Origin of the sequence: Lentzea sp. NPDC003310, assembly GCF_040610935.1 — a bacterium.
In the GTDB taxonomy this organism is placed as follows: domain Bacteria; phylum Actinomycetota; class Actinomycetes; order Mycobacteriales; family Pseudonocardiaceae; genus Lentzea.
In genome coordinates, this window is sequence record NZ_JBEXNC010000008.1 from 399,693 (window position 1) to 414,274 (window position 14,582).

General features: G+C 72.0%; 15 protein-coding genes and 1 pseudogene. 14 read left to right on the top strand and 2 right to left on the bottom strand.

Going from position 1 to position 14,582, the window contains the following annotated elements; translation table 11 throughout:
* Positions 1-10 precede the first annotated feature (10 nt).
* Both ABZX02_RS19060 and ABZX02_RS19065 read left to right on the top strand, forming a co-directional pair.
* Positions 11-775: an alpha/beta fold hydrolase gene (locus ABZX02_RS19060; RefSeq protein ID WP_355299821.1), complete on the top strand. Its 765-nt coding sequence runs from the start codon at positions 11-13 to the stop codon at positions 773-775.
* An 18-nt stretch (positions 776-793) separates the two neighbouring features.
* Positions 794-1,843, top strand: a complete 1,050-nt coding sequence (locus ABZX02_RS19065) for a hypothetical protein (RefSeq protein ID WP_355299822.1) — start codon at positions 794-796, stop codon at positions 1,841-1,843.
* 1 nt (position 1,844) lies between these two features.
* Here the strand turns inward: ABZX02_RS19065 and ABZX02_RS19070 are convergent, their stop codons facing one another.
* A complete protein-coding gene (locus tag ABZX02_RS19070; RefSeq protein WP_355299824.1) occupies positions 1,845-2,675 on the bottom strand; it encodes an oxygenase MpaB family protein in 831 nt (276 codons plus the stop codon).
* Between the two features lie 184 nt (positions 2,676-2,859).
* On the opposite strand from ABZX02_RS19070, the gene ABZX02_RS19075 reads away from it, so the two are divergent.
* Positions 2,860-3,729: a DUF4231 domain-containing protein gene (locus tag ABZX02_RS19075; protein ID WP_355299826.1), complete on the top strand. Its 870-nt coding sequence runs from the start codon at positions 2,860-2,862 to the stop codon at positions 3,727-3,729.
* 48 nt (positions 3,730-3,777) lie between these two features.
* Here ABZX02_RS19075 and ABZX02_RS19080 read toward each other — a convergent pair whose 3' ends face one another.
* The gene (locus ABZX02_RS19080; RefSeq protein WP_355299828.1) at positions 3,778-4,167 is read right to left on the bottom strand and encodes a hypothetical protein; all 390 of its coding nucleotides are present in this window, start codon (positions 4,165-4,167) and stop codon (positions 3,778-3,780) included.
* A 30-nt stretch (positions 4,168-4,197) separates the two neighbouring features.
* Between ABZX02_RS19080 and ABZX02_RS19085 the strand changes: the two genes are divergently transcribed.
* The 11 genes and pseudogenes from ABZX02_RS19085 (at position 4,198) to ABZX02_RS19135 (ending at position 14,351) form a co-directional block, all read left to right on the top strand.
* Positions 4,198-4,743: an XRE family transcriptional regulator gene (locus ABZX02_RS19085; RefSeq protein WP_355299829.1), complete on the top strand. Its 546-nt coding sequence runs from the start codon at positions 4,198-4,200 to the stop codon at positions 4,741-4,743.
* A 27-nt stretch (positions 4,744-4,770) separates the two neighbouring features.
* Positions 4,771-5,850 carry an FAD-dependent oxidoreductase gene (locus tag ABZX02_RS19090; protein WP_355299831.1) on the top strand — a complete coding sequence of 360 codons (1,080 nt, stop codon included), beginning with the start codon at positions 4,771-4,773 and terminating at the stop codon, positions 5,848-5,850.
* A gap of 65 nt (positions 5,851-5,915) precedes the next feature.
* A pseudogene (locus ABZX02_RS19095) lies at positions 5,916-6,029 on the top strand (2Fe-2S iron-sulfur cluster-binding protein); the annotation flags it as partial.
* Positions 6,026-7,273 carry an FAD/NAD(P)-binding oxidoreductase gene (locus ABZX02_RS19100; protein ID WP_355299833.1) on the top strand — a complete coding sequence of 416 codons (1,248 nt, stop codon included), beginning with the start codon at positions 6,026-6,028 and terminating at the stop codon, positions 7,271-7,273. The pseudogene ABZX02_RS19095 and the gene ABZX02_RS19100, both read left to right, overlap by 4 nt.
* Complete coding sequence (locus ABZX02_RS19105; protein WP_355299835.1) at positions 7,270-8,163, top strand: dihydrodipicolinate synthase family protein; 894 nt, start codon at positions 7,270-7,272, stop codon at positions 8,161-8,163. The genes ABZX02_RS19100 and ABZX02_RS19105 overlap by 4 nt, the downstream gene beginning before the upstream one ends.
* On the top strand, positions 8,160-9,152 hold the full coding sequence (locus ABZX02_RS19110; RefSeq protein ID WP_355299837.1) for a proline racemase family protein: 993 nt from the start codon (positions 8,160-8,162) through the stop codon (positions 9,150-9,152). Before ABZX02_RS19105 ends, ABZX02_RS19110 begins: the two co-directional genes overlap by 4 nt.
* Positions 9,153-9,169: 17 nt before the next feature.
* Positions 9,170-10,033 carry a hypothetical protein gene (locus tag ABZX02_RS19115; RefSeq protein WP_355299838.1) on the top strand — a complete coding sequence of 288 codons (864 nt, stop codon included), beginning with the start codon at positions 9,170-9,172 and terminating at the stop codon, positions 10,031-10,033.
* Positions 10,034-10,678, top strand: coding sequence for a hypothetical protein (locus ABZX02_RS19120; protein WP_355299840.1), 645 nt, complete (start codon positions 10,034-10,036; stop codon positions 10,676-10,678).
* A 39-nt stretch (positions 10,679-10,717) separates the two neighbouring features.
* Complete coding sequence (locus tag ABZX02_RS19125) at positions 10,718-13,162, top strand: ABC transporter permease (protein ID WP_355299841.1); 2,445 nt, start codon at positions 10,718-10,720, stop codon at positions 13,160-13,162.
* A gap of 20 nt (positions 13,163-13,182) precedes the next feature.
* Positions 13,183-13,758: an ATP-binding cassette domain-containing protein gene (locus tag ABZX02_RS19130; protein WP_355299842.1), complete on the top strand. Its 576-nt coding sequence runs from the start codon at positions 13,183-13,185 to the stop codon at positions 13,756-13,758.
* Positions 13,734-14,351 (top strand): ATP-binding cassette domain-containing protein, encoded by a 618-nt coding sequence (locus ABZX02_RS19135; RefSeq protein ID WP_355299844.1) that lies wholly within the window; start codon positions 13,734-13,736, stop codon positions 14,349-14,351. Before ABZX02_RS19130 ends, ABZX02_RS19135 begins: the two co-directional genes overlap by 25 nt.
* Positions 14,352-14,582 lie beyond the last annotated feature (231 nt).

Below are 14,582 nucleotides of genomic sequence, written 5' to 3' on the forward strand. Positions count from 1 at the left end.
CTCCCTGGTCGTGCCCCACGCTCGTGCCGCAGACGGAACCCGGCTCTTCTACTCGGTCGAGGGCGCCGGACCGCCGCTGCTGCTCATCGCGGGCCAGGCGAACTCCTCGAAGTGGTGGTCACAGGTCCGCGAGGACTTCTCGGCGCGGTTCACGACGATCGTCACCGACCACCGCGGCACCGGTTCCAGCGACAAGCCGGACGTCCCGTACAGCACCCGCATGTTCGCCGCCGACTGCGTGGCGATCCTGACCGACGCGGGCATCGACAGGGCACACGTCTACGGCACGTCGATGGGCGGCCGGATCGCGCAGTGGCTCGCGGCCGCGCACGGCGAGCACGTCGACCGGCTGGTGCTCGGTTGCACCTCCCCCGGCGGCGCGCACGGCATCGAGCGCAGCGCCGAGGTGCGCAAGTCGCTGGCGCAGGTCGAGCCCATGAAGGCGCGCAGGGCGTTGGAGGAGCTGATGTACACGCCGGCGTACCGCGGCCCGTACAACACGCTCGGCGATCCGCAGATGCCGCCGCACGCGCGCAAGCGACACCTCTTCGCGAGCGCCGAGCACGACGCGTGGGACGTGCTGCCGTCCATCACCGCGCCGACGCTCGTGGTGCACGGCACCGACGACATCTTCAACCCGACGGCCAACGCGCCGCTGATCGCCTCACGCATCCCCGGCGCGCGCATGCACCTGATCGAGGGGGCGCGACACGGCTACTTCGAGGAGTTCGCGAGCGAGGCGACGCCACTCGTGGTGAACTACTTGGAGGACTAGCTCATCTCTGGGGGATGCATGCGCAAGTCACCGGTCGTCCTGCTCGTCTTGGCCCTGTTCGCGTTCCTGCTCACCACCCCGGCGTCGGCCGCCGGCCTGCCCGGCGGCAAGGCCAACTTCGTCGTCGCGCTCGGTTCGTTCAAGGCCGGCACGGCGCGGGACAACTGGGTGCGCCTCGGCAACTACCAGTTCACGTCCGACGGTGCCGTGCGGGCGCGGACGTACCTCTGGTGGCAGCGCCAGCCGGTCGCGCGCCAGGGCACCGGGACGACACCGGACGGATCGTGCACGACCAAGTCCAACGCGGTCGGCCAGACCCTCGTGCGCGCGTGCGAGGTGCTCACCGCCGGGGGCTTCCTGGGCTCCCCTCCCGAGACGAGGACGGGCCGGTACTCGGTCGACGGCACCGAGCTGCGGATCACGTGGACCGACGCCGGCCAGGCGTGGTCGGAGCGGTGGACCGTCGCGACCAGCCCGGACGGCAAGCTCGTCCGCCTCGACCAGACGTTCAACACCCTGGCCACGGCCGGCTACGCCTACGGCAGCAACGCCGCGCTGACCACCAGCCGGTCCGCGGCGAGCGTGCGCGCGTTCCCCGGAACGCTCCTGCAGGACTACCAGGGCTGGACGCACGACGCGGTCAACCACGGCGAGGGCGGTGCGTTCAAGATCGGGTCCTACGGTGCCTGCGCCACCACGACCTGGTGCCTGACCTACTTGCAGCCGTCCTCGGAGAAGGCCTGCCAGGACCAGCCCAGCTGCCCCGGCACCGGCGGCGGCAGCGCCATCGACGACAGCTCGTTGCAGAACTACATCCAGCGCATCTCCAGCAGCGACCGCAGGGACACCCACTGGCACTGGTGCACGTGCCTCACCCGGCGGCCGAACGGCACCGACATCGAGTCCTGCTACACGGGCAACTCGCACGTGAAGCCGATGATGCAGATCATCGACGACGACGGCGCCTTCCGCGGCTGGGTGGGCGTCGAGGCGTCCTTCTACCCGCACGCCACCAACCCGCGCTACCAGGACATGCTGTCGGCCTTCCGGGTCAGCGACTTCCGCTGAGTCAGCTCGTGACCCACCGAAGGCCGCGCATCAGCGCGTGGCCCGCGAACCGCACGCCGGTGGCCTCGGCGATCGGCAGGTAGGGCAGCCGCAACGGCATCCGCGCCCACACCGGCAGGGTGGCGACGGCGGTGGCGCCGAGGATCGCGTACGGGCCGCGCGCCAGCAGCGGCAACGGGGCCTTGAACAGCAGGAACCGCGCCGCCTCGCGGGCCTCGGGCGTGCCCTTGAGCTCGGCCCGGTACGACTCGATCGTCGCGTCGAGTTCGGCGGTGGTGCGCGGCGGGTCCGGGATGCCCATCGCGTCGGCGATGACCGCCATGTCCGCCACGTACCCGTCGTAGTCGTCGAGCGGCTTCTCGCCGTAGCGCCGGTGGCAGTGCAGGAAGCTGTCGACCTCGGCCACGTGCACCCAGCCCAGCAGGTGCGGGTCGTCGGCGCGGTACCGGCGGCCGTCCGGGGCGGTGCCGTGGATGTGCTGGTGGATGCGCCCGAGCCGGGCGACGGCCCGGTGCGCGTCCTCGGTGGTGCCGTAGGTCGTGGTGCCGACGAAGAGGCTCGTGCGCTGCAAACGGCCCCACGGATCGGTTTTGTAGTCCGAGTGCTGTGCCACCGCCGCCATGGCAAGCGGGTGCAACGACTGCAGCAGCAACGCCCGCAGCCCGCCGATGAACATGGCGTGATCAGCGTGGACGTGCCGGATCGGCCGGTCGTCGGCGAACAGGCGCGGGCCAGGCGTGCCGTGGATCCGGCGCGCGTGCTCCTCCCGCTCCGGACCCACGACCTTCTCGAACAGGCCCTCGCTCAACTGCCGCCGCAGCGCCTCCAACATCCGTCCATGATGCGCGCCGCTTCCTGAGAGCAGCAGCCCGCCAGGCCAGGGCGTCGTTCAGGAGTGCCCGTCGTCGCGGCGGCGCCACCCTGCCGGATCAGCCATCCGGAGATCATCATCTCCGGGATAATCGTCCCGTCCGGCGGACCACGATCACCATCGCCGGACGGGGGGAGAGAACCGCATGGACGAGCAGCACCTGCCCGGCTTCTACCACGACGCGGAGGCGGTCTCCCGGCTCGGCCAGCGGCTCACGCTGCTGTTCAGCCGGGTGCGGCTGATCGGCGCGGTGGTCGCGGCGGTCGGCGGCGCGTTCAAGTGGCAGATCGGCGGCACCGGGGTCGACGTCTGGGCGTGGGTGGCGCTCGGCGGGTTCCTCATCGCCCTGTTCGGCGAGCTCCTGCTGTGGGTGATGCACCCCGAGCTCAAGTGGAACGCGGGCCGCACCGTCGCCGAACGGGTGAAGTCACTGGCCTGGCGCTACGCCGTGGCGGGCGAGCCGTTCCACCACAGCACCCAGGACCCGCGCAAGGACCTGGAGCTCGCCATCGCCGACGCGGTCAAGGACCACCGCAGGGAGGTCATGCTCACCAGCGCCAACGCCACCGGCGAGCAGGTGATGACCGAGCTGCGCACCAAACCGTTCGCCGAACGCCGCACCGCCTACCGCGAGGCCCGCGTGCAGCCGCAGCTGCAGTGGTACCGCGACAGGTCGGCGATGAACGAGACCCGCGCCAACGTGTTCCGGGTGCTGATGATCGTGGGCGAGCTGGTCGCCATCGTGTTCGCGATCCTGCGGATCAACGGCGCCTGGGACGTGGACATGTCGGGCGTGATGGCCGCGGCGGTCGCGGGCGGTGCCGCGTGGATCGGGCTGCGGCAGTACGAGAACCTCAGCGTCAGCTACGCGGCGGCGGCCGGGGAGCTCGCGGACATCTACCACCGGCTGCCGTACGCGGCGGAGAGCGACTGGGCCGCGACCGTCGCCGAGGCGGAGGCCGTGATCAGCAAGGAGCACTCGACCTGGATCGCGTCGCGGCCGAGCGCGACCTGAGGCTCGCGGCGGCCGGACAACTCCCACCCGCCCGGCGCACGTCACGCCTCAGCTCCCGAGCGCCTCGACGACCTTCCCCACCATCGCGCGTTCCGCCGCCGCGACCTCGCCGTCCGCCCCGGCCACCGACCGGCACATCTCCGACACCGCGGCGCGGAAGATCGCCACGTCGCGCGGTTCGTGGGCATCGATGATCGCCACGGACTCCCGCAGCGCCGCGAGCACGCCGGACTCCACATCGGACGTCGAGCCCCGCGGCAGCGACGGCGGCGCGGCGGCGATGATGGCGCGCAGGTCGTCCGGGAGCAGGGTGATGGCCCTGATGCCGGCGTGGCTCTCCTCGTCGACCGAGCCGGGGTCCGCTGTGGACACCAGCACCATGGCACCGAAAACGGCCGTGCGGAGGGTCTGCCCCTCCGCCTCCGTGTACGCAGTCATGGGCGCCAGCCTATGCAACGATCAGCGACCATGAGTGCGGGTCAGGTGCTTGGCGCCAACATCAGGGCGTTCCGCGAGCAACGCGGGCTGTCGCTGTCGGAGCTCGCGCGGCGGTCGTCCATCGCCAAGGGCACGCTGTCGCAGCTGGAGAGCGGCTCGGGCAACCCGACGATCGAGACAGTGTTCAGTTTGTCGAACGCTTTGGATGTGCCGGTGTCGGAGCTCGTCACGGAGCGGACGGCGCCGGACGTGGTGCTGGTGCGGGCCGCGGACGTCGAGGTGCTCAGCTCCAACGCGGTCGACCTGCGGCTGATGCGGCGGATGGACATCGGCGACACCGTGCTGGAGATCTACGACCAGCGCGTCCGGCCCGGCGCGGTGCAGACCAGCGAAGGTCATCCCGGCAGGGAGCACGTGCTGGTCACGAGCGGGCGGCTGCGGGTCGGGCCGGCCGAGCGCCCGTACGAGCTGGGGCCGGGTGACTACGTGTGCTTCCCCGGCTCGCTGCCGCACCTCTACGAGACGCTCGGCGATGAGGTCAGCTCGGTACTGGTGCTGGAGTACCCGAAGCACTAACGTTCATTCTATTGAACGGAGGTGGCGATGCACCCGGACGTCGTGGTCATGGGCGCGGGCATCATCGGGGCCGCGTGCGCGCAGGCCCTGACGGCTCGCGGGCTGCGCGTCGTCGTCCTGGACCGGCACGGACCGGCGTCGGGCACCAGCGCGGCCGGCGAGGGCAACGTGCTGGTGAGCGACAAGGAACCCGGTCCCGAGCTCGACCTCGCCCTGGCGAGTCGCGCGCTCTGGCCGTCGCTCGCCGAGGACGCCGAGTGGGAGGAGAAGGGCGGCCTGGTCGTCGCGACGACCCCGGACGCCGTCGTCCCGCTGCAGGCGTTCGCCGCCTCGCAGCGCACGGCCGGTGTGGACGCCTGCGAGATCTCCGTCGCCGACGCGCTCACCCACGAGCCGCACCTGAACCCCGAGATCACCGCCGCCGTCCACTACCTGCAGGACGCGCAGCTCAACCCGGTCAAGGCCACCCGGACGCTGCTGCGCGACACCGAGGTCCGGCGCGCGGAGGTGACCGCGGCGGACGGCCGGTCCGTCACCACCGCCGACGGCGTGATCAGCTGCGGCGCCGTCGTGAACGCCACCGGCCCGTGGGCGCGGTCGTTCGGCGTGAACGTGCTGCCCCGGCGCGGCGTGGTGCTCGTGACCACCCCGATCCCCGGCACGATCCGGCACAAGGTCTACGACGCGGACTACGTCGGCGCGGTCGCGAGCGGCGACGCGGACCTGCAGACGTCCGGCGTGGTCGAGTCGACCCAGGCCGGCACCGTGCTGATCGGGTCGAGCCGCCAGCGCAAGGGCTTCGACGACACCATCGAGAGCCGCGTGCTGAAAGCGTTGGCGCAGCGAGCGATCGCGATGTTCCCGATGCTCGCGGACGTCCCGGTCATGCGCGCGTACGGCGGCTTCCGCCCGTACGCGCCGGACCACCTGCCGATCATCGGCGAGGACCCCCGCACACCCGGCCTGTGGCACGCCACCGGGCACGAGGGCGCGGGCGTCGGCCTCGCCCCCGCCACCGGGCACCTGCTGGCGGACCTGCTGACCGGGTCCGCTCCCCTGCTGGACCCCCACCCGTTCCGCGTCGACCGCCCGGAGGTGATGGTGTGAAGGTGACGTTCAACGGCGTCCGGCACGACGTCGCGCACGTCGCGGAGTTGTTGCCGGGCAGGTACTTCTGCGGCATCGGCGTGTGCTTCGGGTGCGTCGCGGAGATCAACGGCGTGCCGGAGGTGCGCGCGTGCCGGCACCCGCTGCGCGACGGCGACGTGATCAGGACCCAGTCGTGAGGGTCGTCGTGGTCGGCGCGGGTCCCGCCGGGATGGCCGCCGCGCGGACGGCGGCCGACGCGGGCGCCGAGGTGTGGATGGTCGACTCCGAACCGGACGCGGGCGGCCAGTACCTGCGCGGCCGGGCGAAGTTCGCGCACGCCGGGGTCCGGCACCTCCGCAACACCGAGGTGTGGATGGTGGAGGGCGACGTCCTGCACCTGAGGGGCAACGACGTCCCGCGCGGCCTGTCCGCCGACTCGCCGAACCCGAGCGGGAGCGGTGCTCCGCGCCGCCTGCCGTTCGACTCCCTGGTGATCGCCACCGGCGCCTACGACCGCGCCCTGCCGTTCCCCGGCTGGGACGGCCCCGGCGTCATCACCGCGGGTGCCGCCCAGGCCCTCGCCAAGCAGGGCGTCACCCTCGCCGAACGCGTGGTCGTCACCGGCACCGGCCCGTTCCTGCTGCCCGTCGCCACGGCGTTGCAGGACCTCGGCGCCACCCTCGTCGGCGTCTACGAGGCCTCCTCGCCCACCCGCTGGCTGCGCGAGGCGAAGGCGATCACCGCCAACCGGCACAAGATCGGCGAGCTGGCGAGCTACCGGAAAGTCCTGCCACGGCTGGAAACCCGCAGCGCCGTCATCGCCAAGCACGGTGACCGCGTGACGGTCGCGAAGCTCGACAGCCAGTGGCGCCCGGTCGGCCACCGCACCGTGCACGCCGACCTGGTGTGCGTCGGCTACGGCTTCCTGCCCCGCACCGACCTGGTCCCGCAAGCCAGTCGCACCAACGACTTCCTCGACGTCGACGAGCACCAGCGCACCTCACTCCCGCACGTCTGGGCCGCGGGCGAGGTCACCGGCATCGGCGGAGCCGACCTGGCCGAGGCCGAAGGCGTCGTCGCCGGAGCCGCCGCGGCCGGGCAGCGCCCACCCGCCCAGGCCCTGGACGCGGTCAGGCGAGGCCGCCTGTTCGCCGGTGCCCTGGCCCGCGCGCACGAGGTGCAGCCCGGCTGGAAGTCCTGGCTGCGCCCGGACACCACGGTGTGCCGGTGCGAGAAGGTCCGGCTCGAGGACCTGGCGGAGGCGACGAGCATGCGCGAGCTCAAGCTCACCAGCCGTGTCGCGCTGGGCCGCTGCCAGGGCCGTGTCTGCGCCCGCAACGCGGCCGAGCTCACCGGTGTCCCGTTCGACGGCCAGCGCCGCGTCATCGCGGTCCCGATCCCCCTCGGCGAACTCGCAGAACTCCCGGAGGACAAGTCATGACCGAACGCCTCGACGGCGTCATCGTCGCCACCGCGCTCCCCTACGCCGAGGACCCGTCGGCGCCCGCGGGACTGCGGCCCGACCTGGAGAAGTTCGCCGAGCACTGCCGGTGGGTCGTCGAGAACGGCTGCCGCGGCGTCGGCCCGAACGGCTCGCTGGGCGAGTACTCGTCGCTGACGGACGCGGAACGCCGCGAGGTCGCCCAGACCGCCATCGCCGCCGTCAAGGGCCGCGGCATCGCGGTCATCGGCGTGCACGGCGTGGGCGCGCACCAGGCCCGGCACTGGGCCGAGCTCGCGGCCGAGGACGGCGCGGACGGCGTGCTGTGCCTGCCGCCGACGATGTACCGGGCCAACCGCGGCGAGGTCGTGCACCACTTCCGCGAGGTCGCGAAGGCCGGGCTGCCGATCATGGTCTACAACAACCCGATCGACACCAAGGTCGACCTGACGCCGGACCTGCTCGCCGAGCTCGGCCAGATCGAGAACGTCGTGGCGGTCAAGGAGTTCTCCGGCGACGTGCGGCGGGTGCTGGAGATCAGGGCCGCCGCCCCGCACCTCACCGTCGTGGCGGGTGCGGACGACGTCGTGCTGGAGAGCCTGCTGATGGGCGCGACGGGCTGGTTCGCGGGCTACCCCAACGTGTTCCCCGCCGAGAGCGTCCAGCTGTACGACCTCGCTCTGGAGGGCAAGCTCGACGAGGCCCGCGCGCTGTACGAGAAGCTCGTGCCGGCGTTCCGCTGGGACTCGCGCACGGAGTTCGTGCAGGCCATCAAGCGCTCCATGGACTTCGTCGGGCGCTACGGCGGCCCGTGCCGTCCCCCGCGCGGCCCGCTGAGCGCCGAGCAGCTCGCCCAGGTCGACGCGGACATGGAGCTGGCCACCTCATGAGGTTCGCGAAGTACTTCAGCGCGGTCGACTCGCACACCGAGGGCATGCCGACGCGCGTGATCACCGGCGGCGTCGGCGTGATCCCCGGCGCGACGATGGCCGAGAAGCGACTGAACTTCATCGCCGACCACGACCACGTCCGCCGGCTGCTGGTCAACGAGCCGCGCGGGCACGCGGCGATGAGCGGCGCGATCCTGCAGCCGTCCACCCGGCCGGACGCGGACTTCGGTGTGCTGTACATCGAGGTCTCCGGCCTGCTGCCGATGTGCGGGCACGGCACGATCGGCGTCGCGACGGTGCTGGTGGAGACCGGCATGGTCGCGGTGACCGAGCCGGTCACGACCGTGCGCCTCGACACCCCGGCGGGCCTGGTGCTGGCCGACTACGACACCCGCACGAAGCTCGTCACGATCCGCAACGTCCCGGCCTACGCGCACGAGCTGGACGCCGTCGTCGACGTGCCGGGGCTCGGCGAGATCCGCTACGACATGGCGTACGGCGGCAACTTCTACGCCATCGTGCCGCTCGCCGATCTCGGCATCCCGTTCGACCGCGCGGAGAAGGACCGGATCCTCGCGGCCGGTCTGTCCATCATGGACCGGATCAACGAGGTGAACCGGCCGGTGCACCCGGTCGACGCGGCGATCGGCGGGTGCAAGCACGTGCAGTTCGTCGCGCCCGGCGAGGACGGCGCCGACTCGCGCAACGCGATGGCGATCCACCCCGGCTGGTTCGACCGCTCCCCCTGCGGCACGGGCACGTGCGCCCGGATGGCCCAGCTGCACGCCCGCGGCGCGCTCGGCCTCGACGAGGACTTCGTGAACGAGTCGTTCATCGGCACGAGGTTCATCGGCCGGTTGCTGGAGGAGGTCCCGCTCGGCGACCGCACGGCCGTCGTGCCGACCGTGGCCGGACGGGCGTGGATCACCGGCATGGGCCAGTACCTGCTCGACCCGACCGACCCGTTCCCCGAGGGCTTCGCGCTGTAGTCACTACAGTCTGGCCCGTGACGACGCCCAGTCTGGAAGCACTGCTGCGCATCGGACCGTTCCACTCGGCGCTGCGGGCGGCCATCCGCCGCCGCGGCCTGACGCTGGAACGGCTCCGGCTGCGCCTCGCGCAGCAGGACGTGGCCGTCGCGCTGTCGACGCTGAGCGACTGGCAGCAGGGCCGGGTGCGGCCGGTCTCCCCGAAGTCCCTCAGGGCCGTGTCGGTGCTGGAGGGCCTGCTGGAAGTGCCGCCCCGGTCGTTGCTCGCGCTGTTGGAGAACGCGGGCCCGAGCGGCTGGCCGGACGTCGTGCCGGGCATGATGCCGGGCTTCAACGCGAACGACCTGGAGGTCCTGTCCCGGCACGACCGGGTGTTCGTGGACGCGGACCGGCGCGCGTCCCGCGTCGAGGCGCAGGTGGTCGTCCGGGCCCGGCGCGCGGGCGTCGACCGCTTCCACGCGCACTACTACGGCGACGACTCGGCGGAGACGGCGCAGGTGCGGCAGGAGCCCGTCCGCAACTGCAGCCCCGGCCGGTCCACCCTGGACGAGGCGCAGGGCCTGGTCGTCCACGAGCTGTTGTTCGACAAGGCGTTGAGCGAGGGCGAGACCTGGGTCTTCGAGTACGCCTCGCACGATCCCACGGGCCTGGAGAGCATCGAGTACGCGCACGGCGTGAGGTGCTTCCTCGCGCAGAGCCTGATCGAGGTGCACTTCGACCCGGCAGCGCTGCCCGTGGACCCGCACGTGTACCTGCAGGACTGGGACGAGCCGGAACCGCACCGGACCATCGACCTGCGCCTCGACCACAGCGGGTCCGTGCACCACTTCGAGACTGAGGTGTCGGTGAACTGGGTAGGTATCCGCTGGAGGTGGGCCTAGATGATCACCACGGAGTACGTCGCCGGGGCACCGGCCTGGATCGACCTGGGCACCTCGGACGAGGCCAAGGCCGCCGAGTTCTACAGCGGTGTGCTGGGCTGGGAGTACCGCCCGCTCGACACGCCGGGCAGCGGCGTCTTCACGAGCGGCGGCCGGACCGTCGCCGGGCACGTGAGCTCGCAGGCCGGGTCGTGGACCGTCCACTTCGCGGGCGGCGCGCCCGCCGCCGAGGTCCGGCTCACCGACCCGCACGGCGTGGAGTTCGGGCTGTGGCAGGGACCCGCCGGCCTGGAGACCGTGTCGACGCCCGGCGCGCTGACGTGGCTCGAGCTCCACTCCCCCGCGCCCAACGCGTCGGCGTCCTTCTACCGCTCGCTGTTCTCCTGGGAGATCCAGGTGATCCCCGGCGCGCCCGGTCAGTTCCTGCAGCCCGCCGGCGCCGCTCCCGGCCGGATGTTCGGCGCGATCGTCGCGGACGCGCAGGCGTTCTGGCTGCCGTACTTCGAGGTGCCCGATGTGGATCAGGCGGCCGCCACGGCGCCGGTCCTGCTCGCGCCGCACGACCTCGACGGAGTCGGCCGGATCGCGGTGCTCGTCGACCCGTTCGGTGCGCGCTTCGGCGTCATGCGTTCTGTTACCTCCTAAAGGCTCCCCAAAGCGGGGACCGGCGGTTAACGTGCGCTGGTGCAGTTGCCGTGGAGAGCCGCGCCCAGGGCAGCGCTGTCGAGCCCGCTCACGTTGCTGGTGAGCATCGCGACGACGTTGCTGCTGGGCTTCGTGGTGGCCGCCGCCGCCCTGCACGCCTCCGCCGCGGGCAGCGCCGCTCTCGCCTACCAGGAGAGCCGGATGTGCCCGCATGCCGTGCACCCGTCCCTCGACGGCGACCGGCTCCCGCTGTCCACCGCGGTCTCGATGGCGGCCCGCAGCGACGTGGGCGGGGCCTACACCCGCATCGGGCGGCCCGACTTCAACGGCCTCGCGACCTACGGCCGGTTCGGTCACCGGCCGGACGCCCTGGCGCACCTCACCGTGCTGCAGGGCGGCGGCACGGGTCTCTGGGTGCCGCAGACCATCGCGAAGGCCGCGCGGGTGCAGGTGGGCGACCGGCTCACCGGCTCACCGCTGGTGGTGACCGCGATCTACGCCGACCTCGCGCAGCCGGTGGACGGCTGGTGGTGCTCCGAGGCGAAGACCGTCGTGCCGAACCCGCTGGCCGGTGACGGTGCCAGCACGTCGGTGATCTGGGTGCCGTCGGTGGCCGACCTCGAGAAGCTGCCGGAGGAGTTCCAGTCCGGTGCGACGGTGTCGTTGCGCTTCCTCGCCGAACCCCCGGCGACGCTCGCCGAGGCCGAGGCGCTGAGGGACGCGGGCAACGCGCGGCTGTCGGCGCTGGGCCTGCCGCTGACCCGGACCGACCTGCTGGCCGGTGCGATCACGGCGGCGCGCACGTCGGAGCGCAACGTCTCGTCGGCGTTGCTGCCGTTGGTGGTCATCAGCGTGCTGGTCGGGCTCGCGGGCGTGGGCACCGTGACCGTGCAGTGGGCGCAGCGGCGGCATTCCGAGCTGCGGCTGCTGTGGGTGCGCGGGGCGAGTCCGCTGGCCCTGGGACTGCGCGGGGTGCTGGAGCTGGGACTGCCGCTGGTGCTGGGCGGTCTGCTCGGCCTGCTGGCGGCGCGGGTGCTGCTGCCGCTGTACGCGCCGGGCGTCGTGCTGGCGCCGGGCACCCTGTGGGTGGCGCTGGGGTTCGTGCTGGCCGTCGTGGCGCTGAGCCTCGTCGTGACCGTCGCGGTGGCGTCGTGGCGGGCGCACCGGACGTTCCAGCGCGCGGCCCGGTCCCGCCGGCTCGGCCTGGTGCCGTGGGAGCTCGTGGTCGCCGGGCTGGCCGTGCTCGCGTGGGTCCGGCTGTCGCAGAACGGTCTGGGCACGGCGCTGAAACCCGGTTCGCTCCCCCGCGTCGACGTGGCCGCGCTGGCGTTCCCGCTGCTCGTGGTGCTCGCGACGGCGTTGTTCGCGACCCGGCTGCTGCGCTGGTCGCTCGGCTGGTCGCACCAGGTGCGGTGGTGGCAGGTCCCGGCCGCCCAGCTCGCGGTGCGCCGTCTCGCCGCGGCCGCCGGTCCGGTGACCGGGGTGCTGCTCGTGGGCGTGCTGGCCGTCGGCACCATCGCCGTCGGCAGTGCCGTGGCAGGCGCGCAGCAGTCCGCGCTGGACTCGAAGTCGGGCGTGTTCGTCGGCGCCAACAGCACCGTGCAGGTGTCGCAGGACGTCGCACTGGGCCGGGTCGCGCTGCCGTCCTCGTTGCAGGGCACCACGACCCTGGTCGGGGTGGCGACGGGCGCGCTGGTCGTGGACCCGACGACGTTCACCGACGCGGCCGTCCTCGACGACCCCGCCGCCGTGCGGTCGCTGATCTCCGACCTGAAGCGCACCGGCGAGGTCGCGCCGGCGTTGCGGATCGGCCGGTCGGCGAACCAGGAGATCCAGATCGCCGGCCTGCCGCTGCTCAAGCCCGTGGCGCAGCTGCCGTCGTTCCCGAAGCTCGGCACGCGCGGCTACGTCGTGGCCCGCGACTCGGTGCCCGCCGTCGAGCAGGTCGGCTCGTGGCACCTGTGGTCGACGCTCCCGCTGTCCACCCTGACCGCCGCGTTGCAGGCGGAGGGCATCCACTACACGAACGTCGCCGACCGGGCCGCGGTCCTCGACGGCCTGCCGTTCCTGACCGTCGAGTGGACCTTCGGCTTCGTCACGGCCATCGGCGTCGTCCTGGCCGTGGTCGCCGCCGTGGCCCTGCTGCTGGCCATCGAGGTCCGCCGCCGCCAGAACGCGGTCTCCGGCCTCCTGTCGACCCGCATGGGCATGCGCCCGTCCGTGCTGTGGTCGAGTCATCTGCTGGAAGTGGGCGCGCTGGCGTTGCTGGCCCTGGGAATCGGTTCGCTGGCGTCGTTCACGAGCGCCGGCGCGGCCGTCCCGCGCCTCGACCCGGCACCCTGGCTGAACCCGGCCCCGATGCTGCCGGACCTGCTGCCGCTGGTCGGTTCGATGGTGACCTGCGGCGCCCTGGTGGTACTGGTGGCGGCCTGGCTTGCGTTGCGCGGTGTGCGAACCGCGCGGATGGGAGAGCTGCTCAGGTGATCCGCGCTTGTGGCGTAGGAGTGTCCTACGGTTCCGTGCGCGCCGTCGCGGACGTGTCGCTGTCGATAGCGCCCGGCCTGACCGTCCTTTCCGGACCGTCCGGCTCCGGGAAGTCGACCCTGCTGCGCGTCCTCTCCTTGGTGGAACGTCCTTCCGCCGGCGAGGTGTTCGTGCACGACGTCGCCACGTCCGGGCTCTCGTGGTCGGAGCTGAGGTCGTTGCGGCGGCGGGAGATCGCGGTGGTGTTCCAGAACCCCGCCGACAACCTGATCGCGCACCTGACCGTGGGCGAGAACCTGCGCGCGGCCGGTGCCGCCGACCTGTCGTTGCTCGATCGCCTCGGGTTGGGCGGGTCTGCCACGTGGCGGATCGGGGCGTTGTCCGGTGGGCAGCAGCAGCGGCTGGCTTTCGCGTGTGCGTTGGCGCGAGGGGCTTCCGTTGTGGTGGCGGACGAGCCCACTTCTCAGTTGGACGTGCGGTCGGCCGATCTGGTGTTGGAGACGTTGGGGTCTCTGCCGGTGCCTGCCGTCGTCGCGTCGCACGATCCGCGGCTGGTTTCGTTGGCGGACCTGTGCATTCCGCTGGCCGCGTCGTGATCCGGGCTTCTGGCGTGCACCGGGCCTTTGGTGGGGTTTCGGTGTTGCGCGGGGTTTCGTTCTCGGTGTCCGCCGGGGAGCTGGTGACTTTGAGCGGGCCTTCCGGATCGGGGAAGACCGCGTTGTTGTCTTTGTTGTGCGGGTTCGACTTTCCTGATGCCGGGACGGTGTTGCCCGGGTCCGCGTCTTGGTCCGCTTGTGCTGTGCTGCCCCAGTCGTTGGGGCTGGCGTCGGAGTTGACGTTGGAGGAGAACGTCGCTCTGCCGTTGCGGTTGGCTGGGCGGCCGGTTGCCGGGGTGGCGGAGTTGTTGGCGGAGCTGGGGATTGCCGGGTTGGGGGCTCGGTATCCCGGGCAGGTTTCGTTCGGGCAGCAGCAGCGGGCGGCGTTGGCTCGGGCTGTGGTGGCTCGGCCTGCTGCTCTGTTGGCGGATGAGCCCACTGCGCACTTGGATGCAGCTAGTGCTGTCGCTGCGGTTTCGGTGTTGCGGCGGGTGGCGGATGACGGGGCCGCTGTGTTGATCGCTACTCATCATGAGGCTGTTCATGAGGTGGCTGATCGGGTGTTGGTGTTGGCTGATGGGCGGATTGACTGACGCTTGCGGGTCGGCTTGCGTGGGCGGGCGCCTGTTCCAGCGGAGGGGCTGGGTGCCGTGCGACCAGTTGCCTTGCGAGGGTGGTCGCCTTTGGCCGCGCGTCCCGTCGCCTTCCAGCGTGGCCACCTTGCGTCCTGTACCGAGCCGGTGCCGGACATCGCCGCTTCGCGACGATCGCGATTGGGGCTTGACTTCGGGGCCCTTGCGAGGCCTTCCTCGGCCTAGAAAAGC

What these genes read in the sequence shown, in the direction of transcription:
- ABZX02_RS19065 (WP_355299822.1), top strand. Translation starts at nt 794, where the DNA reads ATGCGCAAGTCACCGGTCGTCCTGCTCGTCTTGGCCCTGTTCGCGTTC.
- ABZX02_RS19070 (WP_355299824.1), bottom strand. Translation starts at nt 2,675, where the DNA reads ATGTTGGAGGCGCTGCGGCGGCAGTTGAGCGAGGGCCTGTTCGAGAAG.
- ABZX02_RS19075 (WP_355299826.1), top strand. Translation starts at nt 2,860, where the DNA reads ATGGACGAGCAGCACCTGCCCGGCTTCTACCACGACGCGGAGGCGGTC.
- ABZX02_RS19080 (WP_355299828.1), bottom strand. Translation starts at nt 4,167, where the DNA reads ATGACTGCGTACACGGAGGCGGAGGGGCAGACCCTCCGCACGGCCGTT.
- ABZX02_RS19085 (WP_355299829.1), top strand. Translation starts at nt 4,198, where the DNA reads ATGAGTGCGGGTCAGGTGCTTGGCGCCAACATCAGGGCGTTCCGCGAG.
- ABZX02_RS19090 (WP_355299831.1), top strand. Translation starts at nt 4,771, where the DNA reads ATGCACCCGGACGTCGTGGTCATGGGCGCGGGCATCATCGGGGCCGCG.
- ABZX02_RS19105 (WP_355299835.1), top strand. Translation starts at nt 7,270, where the DNA reads ATGACCGAACGCCTCGACGGCGTCATCGTCGCCACCGCGCTCCCCTAC.
- ABZX02_RS19110 (WP_355299837.1), top strand. Translation starts at nt 8,160, where the DNA reads ATGAGGTTCGCGAAGTACTTCAGCGCGGTCGACTCGCACACCGAGGGC.
- ABZX02_RS19120 (WP_355299840.1), top strand. Translation starts at nt 10,034, where the DNA reads ATGATCACCACGGAGTACGTCGCCGGGGCACCGGCCTGGATCGACCTG.